Annotated in this window: 16 protein-coding genes; 6 read left to right on the plus strand and 10 right to left on the minus strand. The window is 69.3% G+C overall.

All coding sequences use genetic code 11. From position 1 onward, the window contains the following. Positions 1 to 54: 54 nt before the first annotated feature. The 5 genes from acs to OOK40_RS12205 all read left to right on the plus strand — a co-directional run bounded on the left by acs (position 55) and on the right by OOK40_RS12205 (position 5596). A complete protein-coding gene (acs, locus tag OOK40_RS12185) occupies positions 55 to 2010 on the plus strand; it encodes an acetate--CoA ligase (protein ID WP_266479851.1) in 1956 nt (651 codons plus the stop codon). Between the two features lie 311 nt (positions 2011 to 2321). Then, complete coding sequence (gene nhaA / locus OOK40_RS12190; protein ID WP_266479853.1) at positions 2322 to 3719, plus strand: Na+/H+ antiporter NhaA; 1398 nt, start codon at positions 2322 to 2324, stop codon at positions 3717 to 3719. A 63-nt stretch (positions 3720 to 3782) separates the two neighbouring features. Then, positions 3783 to 4232 (plus strand): phage holin family protein, encoded by a 450-nt coding sequence (locus tag OOK40_RS12195; protein WP_266479855.1) that lies wholly within the window; start codon positions 3783 to 3785, stop codon positions 4230 to 4232. 117 nt (positions 4233 to 4349) lie between these two features. After that, complete coding sequence (locus OOK40_RS12200; RefSeq protein WP_266479857.1) at positions 4350 to 5279, plus strand: alpha/beta fold hydrolase; 930 nt, start codon at positions 4350 to 4352, stop codon at positions 5277 to 5279. A 128-nt stretch (positions 5280 to 5407) separates the two neighbouring features. After that, entirely contained in the window at positions 5408 to 5596 is a 189-nt protein-coding gene (locus OOK40_RS12205) for a hypothetical protein (RefSeq protein WP_266479859.1), read from the plus strand. Between the two features lie 179 nt (positions 5597 to 5775). Here OOK40_RS12205 and OOK40_RS12210 read toward each other — a convergent pair whose 3' ends face one another. The 3 genes from OOK40_RS12210 to nth all read right to left on the minus strand — a co-directional run bounded on the left by OOK40_RS12210 (position 5776) and on the right by nth (position 8658). Beyond that, a complete protein-coding gene (locus OOK40_RS12210; protein ID WP_266481616.1) occupies positions 5776 to 6975 on the minus strand; it encodes a MarP family serine protease in 1200 nt (399 codons plus the stop codon). 65 nt (positions 6976 to 7040) lie between these two features. Beyond that, positions 7041 to 7751 (minus strand): CoA pyrophosphatase, encoded by a 711-nt coding sequence (locus tag OOK40_RS12215; protein WP_266479861.1) that lies wholly within the window; start codon positions 7749 to 7751, stop codon positions 7041 to 7043. A 64-nt stretch (positions 7752 to 7815) separates the two neighbouring features. Further along, on the minus strand, positions 7816 to 8658 hold the full coding sequence (gene nth / locus OOK40_RS12220) for an endonuclease III (protein WP_266479864.1): 843 nt from the start codon (positions 8656 to 8658) through the stop codon (positions 7816 to 7818). A 263-nt stretch (positions 8659 to 8921) separates the two neighbouring features. Here nth and OOK40_RS12225 point away from each other — a divergent pair, with 263 nt between their 5' ends. Continuing rightward, positions 8922 to 9596 carry a Crp/Fnr family transcriptional regulator gene (locus OOK40_RS12225; RefSeq protein ID WP_017947815.1) on the plus strand — a complete coding sequence of 225 codons (675 nt, stop codon included), beginning with the start codon at positions 8922 to 8924 and terminating at the stop codon, positions 9594 to 9596. 66 nt (positions 9597 to 9662) lie between these two features. Here the strand turns inward: OOK40_RS12225 and OOK40_RS12230 are convergent, their stop codons facing one another. The 7 genes from OOK40_RS12230 to OOK40_RS12260 form a co-directional block, all read right to left on the minus strand. Further along, a complete protein-coding gene (locus OOK40_RS12230) occupies positions 9663 to 10547 on the minus strand; it encodes a prohibitin family protein (RefSeq protein WP_266479869.1) in 885 nt (294 codons plus the stop codon). Positions 10548 to 10685: 138 nt separating this feature from the next. Continuing rightward, complete coding sequence (locus OOK40_RS12235) at positions 10686 to 11516, minus strand: MBL fold metallo-hydrolase (protein WP_266479871.1); 831 nt, start codon at positions 11514 to 11516, stop codon at positions 10686 to 10688. Between the two features lie 40 nt (positions 11517 to 11556). Next, a complete protein-coding gene (locus OOK40_RS12240) occupies positions 11557 to 12426 on the minus strand; it encodes an NUDIX hydrolase (protein WP_266479874.1) in 870 nt (289 codons plus the stop codon). A gap of 73 nt (positions 12427 to 12499) precedes the next feature. After that, positions 12500 to 15361 carry a PQQ-dependent sugar dehydrogenase gene (locus tag OOK40_RS12245; protein WP_266479876.1) on the minus strand — a complete coding sequence of 954 codons (2862 nt, stop codon included), beginning with the start codon at positions 15359 to 15361 and terminating at the stop codon, positions 12500 to 12502. A 404-nt stretch (positions 15362 to 15765) separates the two neighbouring features. Next, entirely contained in the window at positions 15766 to 16236 is a 471-nt protein-coding gene (locus OOK40_RS12250) for a RidA family protein (protein ID WP_266479879.1), read from the minus strand. Next, positions 16233 to 16394: a DUF4177 domain-containing protein gene (locus OOK40_RS12255; protein ID WP_121891618.1), complete on the minus strand. Its 162-nt coding sequence runs from the start codon at positions 16392 to 16394 to the stop codon at positions 16233 to 16235. Before OOK40_RS12255 ends, OOK40_RS12250 begins: the two co-directional genes overlap by 4 nt. 106 nt (positions 16395 to 16500) lie before the next feature. Then, on the minus strand, positions 16501 to 17730 hold the full coding sequence (locus OOK40_RS12260; RefSeq protein ID WP_266479884.1) for an IS110 family transposase: 1230 nt from the start codon (positions 17728 to 17730) through the stop codon (positions 16501 to 16503). Positions 17731 to 17808: the final 78 nt, after the last annotated feature.

The raw sequence follows: 17808 nt of genomic DNA on the forward strand, positions 1-17808 counted from the left end.
AGCTATGGCTTGGGACACATAGGCACATAGGACGCCCTGGGAAAGGGAGATGTCGTGAGTAACGAAAGCCTGGCCAACCTGCTCAAGGAAGAGCGGCGGTTCACACCGCCGGCGGAGCTGGCCGCGCACGCCAACGTGACGGCGGAGGCGTACGAGCAGGCCAAGGCTGACAGGCTTGGCTTCTGGGCCGAGCAGGCGAGGCGGCTCAGCTGGGCCACCGAACCGACCGAGACCCTCGACTGGTCCAACCCGCCCTTCGCGAAGTGGTTCGCGGACGGCAAGCTGAACGTGGCGTACAACTGCGTGGACCGGCACGTCGAGGCGGGCAACGGCGACCGGGTGGCCATCCACTTCGAGGGCGAGCCCGGCGACAGCCGCGCGATCACCTACGCCGAGCTCAAGGACGAAGTCAGCCGCGCCGCGAACGCCCTGACCGAGCTCGGTGTCCGCAAGGGCGACCGCGTCGCCGTCTACATGCCGATGATCCCCGAGACGGTCGTGGCGATGCTGGCCTGCGCCCGCATCGGCGCCGCGCACTCGGTGGTGTTCGGCGGCTTCTCGGCCGACGCGCTCGCGACCCGTATCCAGGACGCCGACGCCAAGGTCGTCATCACGGCCGACGGCGGCTACCGCCGCGGCAAGCCGGCCGCCCTCAAGCCTGCCGTGGACGACGCGATCGACCGCGTCGACAACGTCGAGCACGTCCTCGTCGTGCGCCGCACCGGCCAGGACGTCGCCTGGACCGAGGGCCGCGACGCGTGGTGGCACGAACTCGTCGAGCGCCAGTCCGCCGAGCACATTCCCGAGGCTTTTGAGGCCGAGCACCCGCTGTTCATCCTCTACACCAGCGGCACCACCGGGAAGCCGAAGGGCATCCTGCACACCTCCGGCGGTTACCTCACCCAGGCGGCGTACACCCACCACGCCGTCTTCGACCTCAAGCCGGAGACGGATGTCTACTGGTGCACGGCCGACGTCGGCTGGGTGACCGGCCACTCCTACATCGCGTACGGGCCGCTCGCCAACGGCGCGACCCAGGTCATGTACGAGGGCACCCCCGACACTCCGCACCAGGGCCGCTTCTGGGAGATCGTGCAGAAGTACGGCGTCACCATCCTGTACACGGCGCCGACCGCGATCCGTACGTTCATGAAGTGGGGAGACGACATCCCCGCCAAGTTCGACCTGTCCTCGCTGCGGGTGCTCGGCTCGGTCGGTGAGCCGATCAACCCGGAGGCCTGGATGTGGTACCGCGAGCACATCGGCGGCAACCGCTGCCCGATCGTGGACACCTGGTGGCAGACCGAGACCGGCGCCATGATGATCAGCCCCCTGCCCGGCGTCACCGCGACCAAGCCCGGCTCCGCCCAGCGCGCCCTGCCCGGCATCTCCGCCACCGTCGTCGACGACGAGGCCAACGAGGTTCCGAACGGAGGCGGCGGCTATCTCGTCCTCACCGAGCCGTGGCCTTCGATGCTCCGCACCATCTGGGGCGACGACCAGCGCTACATCGACACGTACTGGTCGCGCTTCGAGGGCAAGTACTTCGCGGGCGACGGCGCCAAGAAGGACGACGACGGCGACATCTGGCTGCTCGGCCGCGTCGACGACGTGATGCTGGTCTCCGGGCACAACATCTCCACCACCGAGGTGGAATCGGCGCTGGTCTCGCACCCGAAGGTCGCCGAGGCGGCGGTCGTCGGCGCGGCGGACGAGACGACGGGTCAGGCGATCGTGGCGTTCGTGATCCTGCGGGGTACGGCGAGCGAGGACGAGAACCTGGTGAACGACCTGCGCAACCACGTGGGCGCGACGCTCGGGCCGATCGCGAAGCCGAAGCGGGTGCTGCCGGTGGCGGAGCTGCCGAAGACCCGCTCGGGCAAGATCATGCGGCGGCTGCTGCGGGATGTCGCGGAGAACCGGCAGCTTGGCGATGTCACGACGCTCACCGACTCGTCGGTGATGGATCTGATCCAGACGAAGCTGCCGACGGCGGCCAGCGAGGACTGATTCAGTCGCCTGGGGAGGGGTCCGGCCGCGTGCGGCAGGACCCCTCCCTCGTGTGGGTTGTCGGAGCGGGCCTCGACAACCCCGGCCCCCACGACCCCTGACGCGGTGACTCCAAGCCGCGGGCGCACACAACCGCCCGCGACAGCGCGACGCGTGTCCCTTATGCCCCTTAAAGTGAGGCTCACCGGATACGCCCTTGCGCTCTAGGTAAACTAAGGACCGCGTCAATGACGCAGCAAGAAACCTAGGTGCGCCGGGAAGTCTGGTCGGCATGTGCTCCGTCCTGCCCACCCGACCGGAGGTCCCCCGACGTGGCCGCGCCCACCTCCACCCCCCGTAAGTTCCTCGGACGTCTCTCCCTCCCCGAGCGGACGTTCGTCACGGACGCGCTGCGGGCCGAGACCGTGGGTGGTGTCCTTCTTCTCGTCGCCGCCGTCGCCGCACTCATCTGGGCCAACACCCCCCTGGGTGACAGCTATGAATCCGTACGCGACTTCCACATAGGCCCCTCCGCCCTCGGCCTCGATCTCTCGATCGAGCACTGGGCCGCCGACGGGCTGCTCGCCATTTTCTTCTTCGTCGCCGGGATCGAGCTCAAGCGCGAACTCGTGGCCGGTGAGCTGCGCGAACCCAAGGCCGCCGCGCTGCCCGTGATCGCCGCGGTCTGCGGGATGGCCATGCCCGCGCTCGTCTATCTCGTCGTCACCACTGCCGGCGGCGGGTCCACTGAAGGCTGGGCCGTTCCGACCGCCACCGATATCGCCTTCGCGCTCGCCGTCCTCGCGGTCATCGGCACCTCGCTGCCCTCCGCGCTGCGCGCGTTCCTGCTCACCCTCGCCGTCGTCGATGATCTCTTTGCGATCCTGATCATCGCCGTCTTCTTCACCGACGAGCTGAACTTCGCGGCGCTGGGCGGTGCCGTCGTCGGCCTCGGTGTCTTCTGGCTGCTCCTGCACAAGGGCGTGCGCGGCTGGTACGTGTACGTCCCGATGGCTCTCGTCATCTGGGGGCTGACGTACAACAGCGGCATCCACGCCACGATCGCCGGTGTCGCCATGGGCCTGATGCTGCGCTGCACGAGGCGCGAGGGGGAGGAGCACTCCCCCGCCGAGCACATCGAGCACCTCGTACGGCCACTGTCCGCGGGACTCGCCGTACCGCTGTTCGCGCTCTTCTCCGCGGGAGTGATCGTCTCCGGCGACCTGCTCAGCGACGTCTTCACCGAGCCGGAGCCCCTCGGCGTCGTCCTCGGCCTGGTGGTCGGCAAGACCCTCGGCATCTTCGGCGGCACCTGGCTCGCCGCCCGCTTCACCCGGGCCGAGCTCAATGAGGATCTGGCCTGGCCGGACGTCTTCGCCGTCGCCGCGCTCGCCGGAATCGGCTTCACCGTCTCCCTCCTCATCGCCGAACTCGCCTTCGCGGGCAGCCCGGTGCTCACCGAGGAGGTCAAGGCCGCCGTCCTCATGGGCTCCCTGATCGCCGCCGTGTTCGCCGCGATTCTGCTGAAGCTGCGCGTACGGAAGTACAACGCGCTCGTCGAGGCGGAGGAGCGCGACGAGGACCAGGACGGCATCCCGGACATCTATGAACAGGACAAGCCGGAATACCACCTTCGGATGGCTGCGATCTACGAGGAGAAGGCCGCGGAGCACCGTCGCAAGGCCGAACTGGCGGGGGCGTCGCGCGAGGGCGGCGACAGTCCGGCATGATCTGACATCGGAACTGAGATCGGAACTGACATCGGATCCGCCGATGAGGAGAGGGAGTCAGCGATGAGCGACCCCGGCAACACCGCGGCGAACGTCGTCGGCGCCGAGCGCAGTCTCGGCCAGCTGGTCGCCTCGGCGACCGCCGAGATGTCCGCGCTCGTGCACGACGAGATCGCCCTGGCCAAGGCGGAACTGCGGCAGGACGTCCAGCGCGGCGTGATGGGCGGTGCGGCCTTCACCGTCGCGGGAGTGTTCGTGCTCTTCTCGCTGCCGGTGCTGAGCTTCGCGGCGGCGTACGGGATCCACAATCTGGGTCTCGGTCTGGCGTGGTCGTTCCTGATCGTGGGCGGTACGTATCTGGTGCTCGCGGCGCTGCTCGCGCTGCTGGCCGTGGCCAAGTTCAAGAAGGTCAAGCCGCCGGAGAAGTCCATCGCGTCGGCCAAACAGACGGCCGCCGTACTGCAGGGCGTCAAGCCGCACACCCGCCCGGCGCAGGACAAGGTCGCGGTCTGAGGACCACGGCCGCGGGGCCCGTGAGCACCGGCGGAGCATCCTCTGTCTCTCGCTCGTCGCTCCCTCCCGGGTGGGCATGGCGACCGTGGGGTGCTCACGTGTGGCACGCTCGTCTGCATGACGGCCCCTGATACCGGTTCTGGAAGCCCTGTACGCATCGATGGTCCCTGGACCCATCGCGACGTGGCGGCCAATGGTGCGCGCTTCCATATCGCCGAGATGGGCGATGGGCCTCTGGTGTTGCTGCTGCACGGCTTTCCTCAGTTCTGGTGGACCTGGCGGCACCAGCTGACCGCGCTCGCCGACGCCGGTTTCCGGGCGGTTGCGATGGATTTGCGGGGGGTGGGCGGCAGCGACCGTACGCCGCGGGGTTACGACCCCGCGAACCTCGCGCTCGACATCACCGGCGTGGTGCGCTCGCTCGGCGAGCCGGACGCGGCTCTGGTGGGCCACGACCTCGGCGGCTATCTGGCGTGGACCGCGGCGGTGATGCGGCCCAAGCTGGTGCGCCGGCTCGCGGTCTCCTCGATGCCGCACCCCCGGCGCTGGCGGTCGGCGATGCTCTCCGACTTCTCGCAGAGCCGGGCGGGCTCGTACATCTGGGGCTTCCAGCGGCCTTGGATTCCGGAGCGTCAGCTCCTCGCGGACGACGCGGCCTTGGTGGGCCGGCTCATCGAGGACTGGTCCGGGCCGCAGCTGCCGGAGGAGGACGCGATCGACGTCTACCGGCGGGCGATGAGCATCCCGTCGACGGCGCACTGCTCGATCGAGCCGTACCGGTGGATGGTGCGGTCGATGGCGCGGCCGGACGGGATCCAGTTCAACCGCCGGATGAAGCGCCCGGTGCGGGTGCCGACGCTGCATCTGCACGGCTCGCTGGACCCGGCGATGCGGACGCGCAGCGCGGCGGGCTCGGGCGAGTACGTCGAAGCGCCGTACCGCTGGCGGCTGTTCGACGGCCTCGGCCACTTTCCGCATGAGGAGGATCCGGCGGGGTTCTCCAAGGAGCTCATCGCCTGGCTGAAGGACCCGGAACCCGACCGCTAGCCCGGCGGGTGGCCCTGCGCCCACATCCTTGAACGCTTGTACGACGAACAGCCAATTGCCCGGCGCATAGGCCAATTGGCCGCCCCCGGCGCGGTTACCGACCATGGGGCACGGGCACACGTCGGTGTATGGGCTGGACGTACGACTACGGTGACGCAGCACGCAACCGCCGCTCGGCCAATGGGCCGGTCACCCGCGAGAGGGGTGGCTCCCAAGGTGAGGGCCATGAGCATCCCGGGCAGGGGATCGGCATTCCGCGCATCCTGCAGCGCCGGGCCCGATGGGTCTCGGCTCGGCTGCGGCATACCCGCGGCTGACAGCCCAGGCGGCTCAGGGCTGAACCGTACGGCTCCTCGTACGGCTCACGGCCGGCCCGTACGGCTCCTCGTACGGCTCACGGCCGGCCCGTACGGCTCCTCGTACGGCTCACGGTCGGCCCGTACAGCACCTCGTACGGCCTAACGCCGCCCCGAACAGCACCCCGTACGGCTGACGGCTACAGCGCGCACCCCTGGCTGTCGACCTGCTGGTTCGCGGTCAGGCCGAACGAGATGTCCTCGCGGATCTCGTCGACCGACAGCGCGTAACCGGTGTTCGGGTCGTCCAGCGAACGGGCGAAGATCACGCCGTACACCCTGCCGTCGGGCGTGAGCAGCGGGCCGCCGGAGTTGCCCTGACGGACCGTCGTGAACAGCGAGTAGACGTCACGGCGCACCGTGCCGCGGTGGTAGATGTCCGGGCCGTTGGCGTTGATCCGGCCGCGGACGCGGGCTGAGCGCACGTCGTACGAGCCGTTCTCCGGGAAGCCCGCGACGATCGCGCTGTTGCCGCTGCGCGCGTCCGTGTCGGCGAACTGGAGCGGCCGCGCCTTCAGATCGGGCACGTCCAGTACGGCGATGTCGCGCTGCCAGTCGTAGAGCACGACCTTCGCGTCGTACAGCTTGCCCTCACCGCCGATCTGGACGGTCGGCTCGTCGACGCCGCCGACGACATGGGCGTTGGTCATCACGCGGCGGTCGGAGAAGACGAAGCCCGTGCCTTCGAGCACCTTGCCGCAGCTCTGGGCCGTGCCGACGACCTTGACGATGGACCGCTGGGCGCGGGCGGCCACCGGGCTGCCCGCGAGCGCCGGGTCGGGCGCCTGGACCTCGGTGATGGGCTCGTTCGAGAACGGGCTGAAGACCTGCGGGAAGCCGTTCTGCGCGAGGACGGAGGAAAAGTCCGTGAACCAGGTGTTGGCCTGACTCGGCATCACCCGGGAGACCCCGAGCAGCACCTTGGAGCTGCGGACCTCTTTGCCGAGCGTCGGCAGGGCGGTCCCGGCGAGTGCGGAGCCGATCAGCCACGCGACCAGCAGCATCGCCACGACGTTGACCAGCGCGCCCCCGGTCGCGTCCAGGGCACGCGCGGGCGTCCAGGTGATGTACCTGCGGAGTTTGTTGCCGAGGTGGGTGGTGAAGGCCTGCCCCACCGAGGCGCAGACGATCACGATGACGACGGCCACGACCGCTGCCGTGGTGGACACGTCGGAATCGTTCGTCAGCTGACCCCAGAGCACGGGCAGCAGATACACGGCGACGAGACCGCCACCGAGGAAACCGATCACCGAAAGGATGCCGACGACGAAACCCTGTCGGTAGCCGACGATCGCGAACCACACGGCGGCGACCAGCAACAGAATGTCCAGCACGTTCACCGTCATTTGCCTCGCAGATTCGTCGGCGCCTGCTCCGATCGGCTGGAGCGGCGGGGTTCAGCCTGTCATGAGCGCCAGTCGAGCGGGACCTGCTTGGCGCGGTCCCATGGTCGTTCCCATCCGGCGAAATGCAGAATGCGGTCGATCACACCCGCGGTAAAACCCCAGACCAGAGCCCCCTCGACCATAAAGGCCGGACCGCTGTGCCCGCTCGGGTGCACGGCCGTCGCACGGTTGGCCGGGTCCGTGAGATCCACCACGGGCACCGTGAAGACCCTCGCGGTCTCGGCGGGGTCGACCGCTCCGACAGGGCTCGGGGTGCGCCACCATCCCAGTACGGGCGTGACGACGAAACTGCTCACCGGGATGTAGAGCTTGGGCAGCACGCCGAAGATCTGGACGCCCGCCGGGTCGAGGCCCGTCTCCTCCTCGGCCTCGCGCAGCGCGGCGCGCAGTGGCCCGGTGGTGGCCGGATCGCCGTCCTCGGGATCGAGCGCACCGCCGGGGAAGGAGGGCTGCCCGGGATGCGAGCGCAGGCTCCCGGCGCGCTCCATGAGCAGCAGCTCGGGCCCATTACTGCCCTCGCCCAGCAGGATCAGGACGGCGGACTGCCGGCCGCGGCCGCTCTCGGGCGGCAGAAAACGGCTGAGCTGCTCGGGCTCGACGGTGTCCGCGGCGCGCACGACGGGGTCGAGCCAGGCGGGCAGACCGTCGGTGGTGACGACCACCTCGTGGTCGTAGTTCTGCTCGTACGTCTCTTCTCCTGCGCGCATCATCGGCCCCCCTCGTTCACAACGCCTCGGGGCGCGTGGATGGTTCCGCCGCTCCTTCTCGGGGACGTCACCCGCCCGCCCCGAGCGGCGGGGCCGGCTTGCCCGGGTAGTCCGGGGGCGGGTTCAGGCGCTGGCCGGGCTGGCCGCCCTTCTCGTACTTGAGCAGCTTCTTCGCCTTCTCGGGGTCCGTCTCGCCCTCTCCGTACGCCGGGCAGAGGTGCGCGATCGGGCAGACACCGCAGGCGGGCTTGCGGGCGTGGCACATACGGCGGCCGTGGAAGATCACCCGGTGCGAGAGCATCGTCCACTCGCTCTTGGGGAAGATCGCGGCCATCTCCGCCTCGATCTTCACCGGGTCCTCCTGCTCGGTGAGCTTCCAGCGGCGCACCAGGCGCTGGAAGTGGGTGTCGACGGTGATGCCGGGCACACCGAACGCATTGCCGAGGACCACGAACGCCGTCTTGCGGCCCACTCCCGGCAGTTTCACCAGGTCGTCGAGGCGGCCGGGGACCTTGCCGCCGAAGTCGTCACGGATCGCGGTCGCGAGGCCCATGATCGACTTGGTCTTGGCCCGGAAGAACCCTGTCGGGCGGATGAGCTCCTCGACCTCCTCCGGATTCGCGGCGGCGAGATCCTCGGGTGTCGGGTACTTCGCGAAGAGCGCGGGCGTCGTCTGGTTCACCCGCAGGTCCGTCGTCTGGGCGGACAGGACCGTGGCGACGAGCAGCTCGAAGGGGTTGGTGAAGTCCAGCTCCGGGTGGGCGTACGGATAGACCTCGGCGAGCTCCCGATTGATCCGGCGCGCGCGGCGGACCATGGCCAGCCGCGATTCCGGTTTGGGCGATTTGCTCGTTCTCTTAGGGCCGAGCGGGGGCTGTTCGCCCACAGCGGAATTCTGCTTTCCGGACACGCTCCCAGCCCCCTTGGCCTGCGCTCTCACCGGCGAATTGGACACCCGGTCAGCCTACGGGCAGGCACTGACATCCGCCCCGGTCACAGCCAATCAGGACCCAATCGGGCCCCTGCCGCACGAACAGGCGCTCCAGTGCGTCAGACTTGGTGTGATTGATCGCACGGTTTTACGGCCAGGGATCCGACCTGCGCCCGCACCTCGGGTACCCGGTCCGGCATCATGGGCCACGGTCCCTGAGCAGGTCGACAAGGAGAGAACACGTGGACGACGTTCTGCGGCGCGCCCCGCTCTTCGCGGCGCTCGATGACGAGCAGGCCGCGGAGCTCCGCGCCTCGATGAGTGAAGTGACGCTCGCCCGCGGCGACGCGCTCTTCCACGAGGGCGACCCCGGCGACCGCCTCTACGTGGTAACCGAAGGCAAGGTCAAGCTCCACCGCACGTCCCCCGACGGCCGCGAGAACATGCTCGCCGTCCTCGGCCCGGGCGAGCTCATCGGCGAGCTGTCCCTCTTCGACCCCGGCCCGCGCACCGCGACCGCCACCGCGCTGACCGAGGTGAAGCTCCTCGGCCTCGGCCACGGCGATCTGCAGCCCTGGCTGAACGCCCGGCCGGAGGTGGCCACCGCGCTGCTGCGCGCCGTCGCCCGCCGGCTGCGCAAGACCAACGACCAGATGTCCGACCTGGTCTTCTCCGACGTACCGGGCCGTGTGGCCCGTGCGCTCCTCGACCTGTCGCGCCGCTTCGGCGTGCAGTCGGAGGAGGGCATTCACGTCGTCCACGACCTGACCCAGGAAGAGCTGGCCCAGCTGGTCGGCGCCTCCCGCGAGACCGTGAACAAGGCGCTGGCCGACTTCGCGCAGCGCGGCTGGCTGCGGCTGGAGGCGCGGGCCGTGATCCTGCTGGATGTGGAGCGCCTCGCCAAGCGTTCGCGCTGAGTCAGCTCGTACGGGAGTACGGGAAGGGCCGCCCCCACCGGGAGCGGCCCTTCCCGCATGTCTGCGTCAGTTCTTGGTGCCGTCCACGATCAGCGGGTTGGCGCTGCCGCCGCCGCAGGGCACCGCGTACACCGGGTGCTTCGCCGCCGCCTCCTTGAAGGCGTCGATGCACTGGTTGGTCAGCACCTTGTCGGTGAGCGAGTCGTTCAGGATCTTGTTGGCCTTGGCGATGCCCTCGGCCTCGATCCGGCGGCGCTCGGCCTCTGCCTTGGCGGTGCGTGCCGCTTCCGTCGCCCGCTCGGTCGCCTGCTGCTGCTGGATCTTGCGGTCGATCTGGTCCTGCAGCCGGTCGGACGGCTTCACATTGCGCAGATTGACGGTGGTGACGTCGATCCCGCGCGGAGCGAGCCGCTCCTTGATCCGGTCGGCGATCTCGCTGTTGATCGTCTCCCGGGCCGAGCTGTAGCCCTCTTCGCTGGTGTGGCGGGCGAAGACGTTACGGACGATCTCCCGGCTGTCCGGGAAGACCAGGCGCTGCTGAATCGCGTCCTCGCTGCCCGCGAGCCGGTACAGCTCGACGGCCTTGGCGGGCGTCACCGCCCACTTCACGGTGAGCTCCGCGTACATCACACCGCCCTGCGAGGAGCGCACCTCGACCACGTCCTTGTCGGAGAGGCTGAGGTCCACGGGGCGGGTGGAGAACGTCGTGACGTTGGTGAACGGCGAGGTGATGTTCATCCCCGGCGTCATGGGCGATCCGACCTTGCCGAAGGTGACCGGGACGCCGACCTCATAAGCGCCGATGACATGCACACAGCTGGCGATCCCCGCGAAGAGGCCAGCGAGCAGCGCCCCCAGCGCGCCGAGCTTGAGCCCGCGCTTGTCGCTGCCGCGGCTGACGAAGAACATCACGGCTGCCGCGATGACGAGCAGGATGAAGAGCACAAACACGCTGGTCCCCCCAGGAACGGTGTCAGAAAGTAAGCGGAGCGTAAAGCACCGGCCAATGAACCCGACGCCTGGGGGCCTGCCGGCGGTTTCCGCCCGGAACACAGTTCAGATCAGGACAGGACTCAGTTCAGGACGGGTTCAGATCAGGCCGTGCTCGCGCAGATACTCCAGCTGCGCCCGCACCGACAGTTCCGCCGCCGGCCACAGCGACCTGTCCACGTCCGCGTACACCTGCGCCACCACGTCGGCCGCGCTGACATGCCCGTCCTCGACGGCCGTCTCCACCTGGGCGAGGCGGTGCGCCCGGTGGGCCAGATAGAACTCGACCGCGCCCTGTGCGTCGTCGAGTACGGGCCCGTGGCCCGGCAGGACCGTGTGCACCCCGTCGTCGACCGTGAGCGAGCGCAGCCTGCGCAGTGAGTCGAGGTAGTCGCCGAGCCGCCCGTCCGGGTGGGCGACGACCGTCGTGCCGCGCCCGAGGATCGTGTCGCCGGTCAGTACGGCCCGGTCGGCCGGCAGATGGAAGCAGAGCGAGTCGGCGGTGTGGCCGGGCGTGGGGACGACTCTCATCTCGAGGCCGCCGACCCTGATCACGTCGCCCGCCGCGAGCCCTTCGTCGCCGAGACGCAGCGCCGGGTCGAGGGCGCGGACCTTCGTACCCGTCAGCTCCGCGAACCGGGCGGCGCCCTCCGCGTGGTCGGGGTGGCCGTGGGTGAGCAGGGTCAGGGCGACCCGCTTGCCCGCCTTCTCGGCGGTCGCGACGACGGTCTGCAGATGGCCGTCGTCGTCAGGGCCCGGGTCGATGACGACGGCGAGCTCGGAGTCGGGCTCGGAGACGATCCAGGTGTTCGTGCCGTCGAGGGTCATGGCGGAGGCATTGGGCGCGAGGACGTTCACGGCGCGTGCGGTGGCGGGTCCCGACAGCACGCCCCCGCGCGGCTGCCCGGGCAGAGCGGCTGCTTCGGTCATCGCGCACCTCCGGCACGCCGCCGTATCGCGGCGTTCTCCGTCATCGCGAGCCCTCCGTCGGGATGTGCTTGGTGAACTCGTCGTGCCCCGGCCAGCTCAGCACGAGCTGCCCCTGGTCGTCCAGCCGTGCCTGGGCCAGTACGGGAGTGAGGTCCTGCTCCCCGGCGGCGGCGAGCGCGTCCGCGGCTGTCCGGTACGGCTCCAGCGCCCGCAGCGTGGCGACCGTGGGCGGCATCATCAGCAGATCGCCCTTGTCGTAGCCCGCGGCCCCTTCGACCGGGCGGATCCAGACGGTGCGGTCCGCCTCCGTCGACGCGTTCCGCGTCCGCTGGCCCTCGGGCAGGGCTGCCACGAAGAACCAGGTGTCGTAGCGCCGCGGCTCGAACTCGGGGGTGATCCACCGCGCCCATGCGGCAAGGAGGTCCGAGCGCAGTACCAGGCCCCGCCGGTCCAGAAAGTCCGCGAAGGAGAGCTCCCGCTCGACCAGCGCCCGCCGGTCGGCCTCCCAGTCGTCGCCCGTCGTGTCGCCGACGACCGTGCCGGGCGTCTCCCCCGCGAGCAGGACGCCCGCCTCCTCGTACGTCTCGCGCACGGCCGCGCACACGATGGCCTGGGCCGATGCCTGGTCCACGCCGAGACGGTCGGCCCAGGCCTGCAGCGAGGGACCCGCCCAGCGCACCAGATGGTCGTGGTCGCGCGGGTCGACGCCGCCGCCGGGATATGCGTACGCGCCTCCGGCGAAGGCCATGGAGGCGCGTCGGCGCAGCATGTGGACGGCAGGGCCGTCCGCGGTGTCGCGCAACAGCATCACGGTCGCGGCCCGCTTCGGCGTCACGGCGGTGAGCTCACCGCTCGCGAGTGCGCGAATCCGGTCCGGCCACTCCGGCGGGTACCACTGACCATTGGACATGGCCGGAGGCTATCCGCTCTCGTCGGGATGTTCGAGGGGCGGCCGCAAGCGCCGCCCCTCGCGGCGCCTGCGCTCAGGTGCCGGCGTTGGAGTTGCCGCGGAGCTTCACGTTCGCGGTACTCGCGTTCTTGATCGCCGTTTCGATCTGGGCCATCGACGAACCCGAGCCGATCCCTGGCACGGTCGCCGAGTTCACCGCGTACAGCATGAAGGTGTACGGATGCGTCGAGCCTCCGGGGCACGGCCCGAAGAACTTCTGCGCGTTCGCCCCGCTGCCCATGGCCTTCTGCTTGGCGCCGTCCTGGCCGGGGACGTCGAAGCCCGATCCGAGACCCTCGGGGAGGGAGAGCCTGGCCGCCGGGATGTCCCAGATCGCCCAGTGCAGCTTGTTGCCGCTGTTGGCGACGTCGGCGAAGACGATGGCATAGCTATTCGCCCCGGAGCTGCCCGCGCCCCAGGCCAGCGGCGGCGACGGATCCTGGCCCGCCGTGCCGTCCCCGGCGCAGGTGTACTTCGCCGGGATGGTGGCGTTGTCGTTGAAAGCACTGCTGGTCAGCTTGAACTCGCCGGGCTGCGGGCTGCCGCCCGAGTAGACGATGTCGATCAAGAGGACCCTGTCGTTGCCCGCCGTGCCGTCCTTGTCGGTCGACGTGGTGAGCCAGATGTCGCCGTCGTGGTCGACCTCGACGGTGCGCAGCCGGTCGTAAGTGCCCTGGAAGTACGTCTTCTGCTCGACCAGGTTGGAGTTGGCGTCGATACGCAGCCGGTAGACGCGCTCGCCGACGGTGGTGGCGACGAAGACGTGGTCGTTGATGATGGTCAGGCCGCTGGGTGAGGCCGAGGACGTGGGCCACGTCTTCTTGGGTGCGATGTAGCCGGAGCAACTTCCGCTGGTGCCCTCACAGTTGGGCCAGCCGTAGTTGCCGCCCTTCTGGATCAGGTTGACCTCGTCCATGATGCTGTTGCCGAACTCCGCCTGCCACAGGCGGCCCTGGGAGTCGAAGTCCAGGCCCTGCGGGTTGCGGTGGCCGAGCGACCAGACGGCGTTGCCGAAGGGATTGTCCGACGGGACGGTGCCGTCGGGGTTGATGCGCAGGATCTTTCCGTTGAGCGAGTTCTTGTCCTGAGCCCGGCTGCCGCTCTGGGCGTCGCCCATCGACGCGTACAGCTTGCCGTCCGGACCGAAGCGCAGCCGTCCGCCGTTGTGGAAGCGGCTCTTCTCCATGCCCTGGAGAAGGATCTTGTAGTCGCTGAGCGCGTTGTTCTCGTACTTCATCCGCACGATGCGGTTGCCCTCGGACGCGGAGTGGGTGAAGTAGAGATAGTGGTCCGTCGTGAAGCCCGGGCTGATCTCGATGCCGAGCAGACCGCCCTCCCCGCCCGTGCCGACCGCGCCCGGGACCTTGCCGATCAGCGTCTTCTGGCCCGACTTGGTGAGCCGGTAGACGTTGAAGGTGTTCCGCTCGGTGTAGATGCCGGAGCCGTCGGGGAGAAAGCCCAAACCCCAGGCCACGTCCACGCCGCCGGCGAGCGTGGAGACGGTGCCCGGGTCGGGGACGCCGCCGGGCCGGCTGCCGCCGGTCGTGACGGTGATCTCCGGTCCGAACCCGGACTTGTTGCCCTTCAGGTCGAAGGCCCTGACCTTGAACTTGTACGCGGTGTTGGCTTTCAGGCCAGCGATGGTCGTCGACGTGGAGTCGGAGCTTCCGGCGGCCGCGCCGTCGCGGTAGATGTCGTACCCGGTGACCTTCACATTGTCCGTGGAGGGGTTCCAGGCGAGGTCGACGCTGGTCGCGGTCTTTCCGGTGGAGCGCAGGTTGCCCGGGACGCTCGGCGCCTCGTTGTCCGGCGGGGCGGGCAGGGTGGCGATGGTGACGGCGTTGCTCGCGGCCGAGACATTGGCGGCGGCGTCACGGGCGAAGACCGTCCAGTCGTACGAGGTCTCGGGGTTGAGGCCCTCCACCGTGGCGGCGAGCGTGCTGCCGTCGACGCTCTTCATCAGCTGGCCGTGCTGGTAGATGTCGTAGCCGGTGACCTTGACGTTGTCGGTGGACGCGTCCCAGGCCAGCGAGACGGTGCTCGCCGTCGGCTCCTTGTCCTTGCGCAGATCGGCGGGCGGGGTCGGCTTCTCGGTGTCGGCCGGGCCGCTCGCGGTGACGGTGAGCTTGTCCAGGTTGGGGCCGTCGCCCGCGGAGGTGGTGGCACGGATCTTGTTGGAGCCCGCCTTGAGGGCCGCGTTGGCCGTGACGGTCTTCCAGGTGGTCCAGGCGCCGGTGACGGGGAAGGCGAGGTCGTCGGCGACCGGGGTGCCGTTCACCGTGATGTCCATCGCGCGGCTCGCGGTGGAGCCGTTGGCGTAGCGGAAGTCCAGCTTGGCGCCCGCGGCCTGCGCGGAGTCGACAGTGAACTCCACAGAAGCGCCCGCCACTGCCTGGAAGTTGACGAAGCCGGTGCCGGAGTACCCGGCGTGGTTGGACTCGACGGCGCCCTGGGAGATCGTCCCGGACTCGGCCTCGTAGTCGGTGCCTGCCTGGCCGTCGGCGGGAGTGACGTCGATGAAGTCCAGGTTGGGGCCGCCCTCGGCGGCGGTGGCGGTGGCGCGGACGGTGTTGGTGCCCGCCTTGAGCGTCACCGTGGTGGTCACGGTGGACCAGGTGGTCCAGGCGCCGGTGGGCTGGAAGGCCAGACTGGCCGCGGCGACGCTGCCGTTCACCGAGATGTTCAGCGGGCGGTTGCCGGTGGTGGCGTTGGCGAAGCCGAGGGCCAGGGTGGCGCTGCCCGCGGCGGGGGCGTTCACGGTGAACTCGACATAACCGCCGGCGACATTGGTGTAGTTGACGAAACCGGTGCCGGAGAAGCCGGTGTGGTTGGACTCGACGGCGCCCTGGGAGATGGTTGCCGATTCGGCTTCGTAGCGGACGGGTGCGGCGTTCACGGTCGTTCGGGCGGTGGGCTGGGCAGTACTCAGGGCCGGAAGGGCCACGGTTAACGCTGCGGTGGCCGCGGCCACGAGTGCGGCGCAGACCGATCTGCGCGACCGGTGGGGGGTTGGTGCCACGGATCCCTCCTGCGTTCAGATGGTTAGGAAACGTTCCTAACCATGGACAGGTCACACCCGTCGACGCGTCCACGTCAAGAGAGATGCAAGGGATTACCGAAGACGAGTAGGGCCCCGCGTCCGCCGGAAAACCGGCGGACACGGGGCCCCATACGATGCTTGACCTGGAGCTTCGACTTCGCACAAGCTCCGCTCCGTGCTGAACGATCAGTCAGTCCCGCACGGCGGCTCAGGCCCGCACGGCACGTAAGTCCCTCAGCAGTTCAGTCCTCGACAGTGCATCAGTCCTGGACGAGCTCCACCTGGATCTCGACCTCGACCGGAGCGTCCAGCGGCAGCACCGCGACGCCCACCGCGCTGCGCGCGTGCACACCCTTGTCGCCGAACACCGCGCCGAGCAGCTCGCTGGTGCCGTTCAGCACGGCGGGCTGGCCGGTGAAGTCCGCGGCCGAAGCGACAAAGCCGACAACCTTCACGACGCGGGCGACCCGGTCCAGATCGCCGACGACCGACTTCACCGCGGCCAACGCGTTCAGCCCACAGGTGCGCGCAAGCTCCTTGGCCTCCTCGGGGGTGACCTCGGCGCCCACCTTGCCGGTGACCGGAAGTTTGCCCCCCACCATCGGAAGCTGGCCGGCGGTGTAGACGTACGCACCCGACCTCACCGCCGGCTGGTACGCCGCCAGCGGCGGCACGACCTCCGGCAGCGTCAGCCCGAGTTCGGCGAGCTTCGCCTCGACAACGCCGCTCACGACTGCTTCTCCCGCTTCAGGTACGCCACGAGCTGCTCGGGGTTGTTCGGCCCGGGAACGACCTGGACGAGCTCCCAGCCGTCCTCGCCCCAGGTGTCCAGAATCTGCTTGGTCGCGTGCACGAGAAGGGGCACGGTCGCGTATTCCCACTTGGTCATGGAGCCGACTGTAGCCGCACCGGCCAGCCGCCTCGTGACGCAGCCCGCAGGCAGCCTCCTGCATGGGCGACAGCCCGACTGGTTAGACGCCTCACGAAGCTAAGAGTCAAGCCGCAGCGGCAAGCCGAGTGGGGAACGCCGTCATTTCGTCGAACAGCTCGTGGCCCTGCAGGCAGTGGTAGAGCTGACCGAGCATTCGGTTGAAGAGGTTGCGCAGAGCGGACGCGTGCCAATCCCCGTGCTCGTCTCGGCGTCGACGGTAGTGCGCCTTGGCGCCAGGGGAGCCGTTCGGGGCGGCGAAGGCCCAGAGGTAGCCGGCGTGGTTGAGGCGGTCGTTCTTGATCCGCCGTCGGGTGATGCTGGACTTCTTGCCGGAGGCCCGGGTGATGGGCGAGGCGCCCGCGTATGCCTTCAGACCGCGGGCGTCCGCGAAGCGAGCGTGGTCGTCTCCGATCTCGGCCAGCACCCGGGCGCCCAGTTGGACGCCGAGACCCGGGAAGCTCAAGATCACTTCAGCGTCCGGGTGCTGAGGGAAAGTCTCTTCCACCGCCTTCGCCAGGTCGTCGGCCGCCGTGCAGGCGGCTTCCAGTTGGCCCAACAGGGCGAGCATCTGCTTGCCGAGTGCGTCTTCGACGAGGGGGGACTGGTGGGCCCAGTCGGCGCGGAAGGCCTCACGGAGCCGCGCGGCTTCGTCGGCGATGCCCCGCTGGCGGCCTGCTCGCTTGAGCGCGGCCTGGATCTGCGTGCGGGTCAGCCGTGCGGCCTTGGCCGGCGTGGGGGCGAGCCTGAGCAGCTCGCGACCCTCCGGCCGGCACAGTCCGTTCTGCCAGGTGGAGAAGGCGTCCAGGGCTGCAGGGTAGTACTCGCGCAGGAGAGAGCGGAGTTGGTTGGCGATCTGCTGCCGGTTCCAGGTCGCGTCCTGCTGGGCGCGGGCAAGGACCGCGATGGCGCGGGCCAGGTCGCTGTCGTCGGGCAGAGGACGGTGGGCGTGCATGTCGGTCCGCAGCACGTTGGCGAGAACGAGGGCGTCGCCGGGGTCGGACTTCTTGCGCGAGACGGAGTGACGGTCGCGATAGCGGGCCGCGGCCATCGGGTTGATCGCGAAGACCTTCCGCTTTCCCTGCCGCAGCACCGCAACGAGCAGGCCGCGGGAGGTTTCGATGGCGACCGGGATCGGATCGTCTTCGGTGTCGCCGTACTCGGCGAGCAGGTCCAACAAGATCTTGTAGCCGGCGGCATCATCGGTGATGTGCCGCTTGGCCAGTAACTCGCCGGAGTCGTTGACCAGGGCGACGTCGTGCGTCCTTTCCGCCCAGTCGATTCCGCAGTAGATCAAGGTAGTTCCTTCCCCGATGGTGCAGGTGTTTGCGCTGGTCACGAGCGCATGCGGGCCACGCGGCTACCTAATTCCAGG

This window comes from Streptomyces sp. NBC_01481, from assembly GCF_026339995.1.
Taxonomy (GTDB): Bacteria; Actinomycetota; Actinomycetes; order Streptomycetales; family Streptomycetaceae; genus Streptomyces.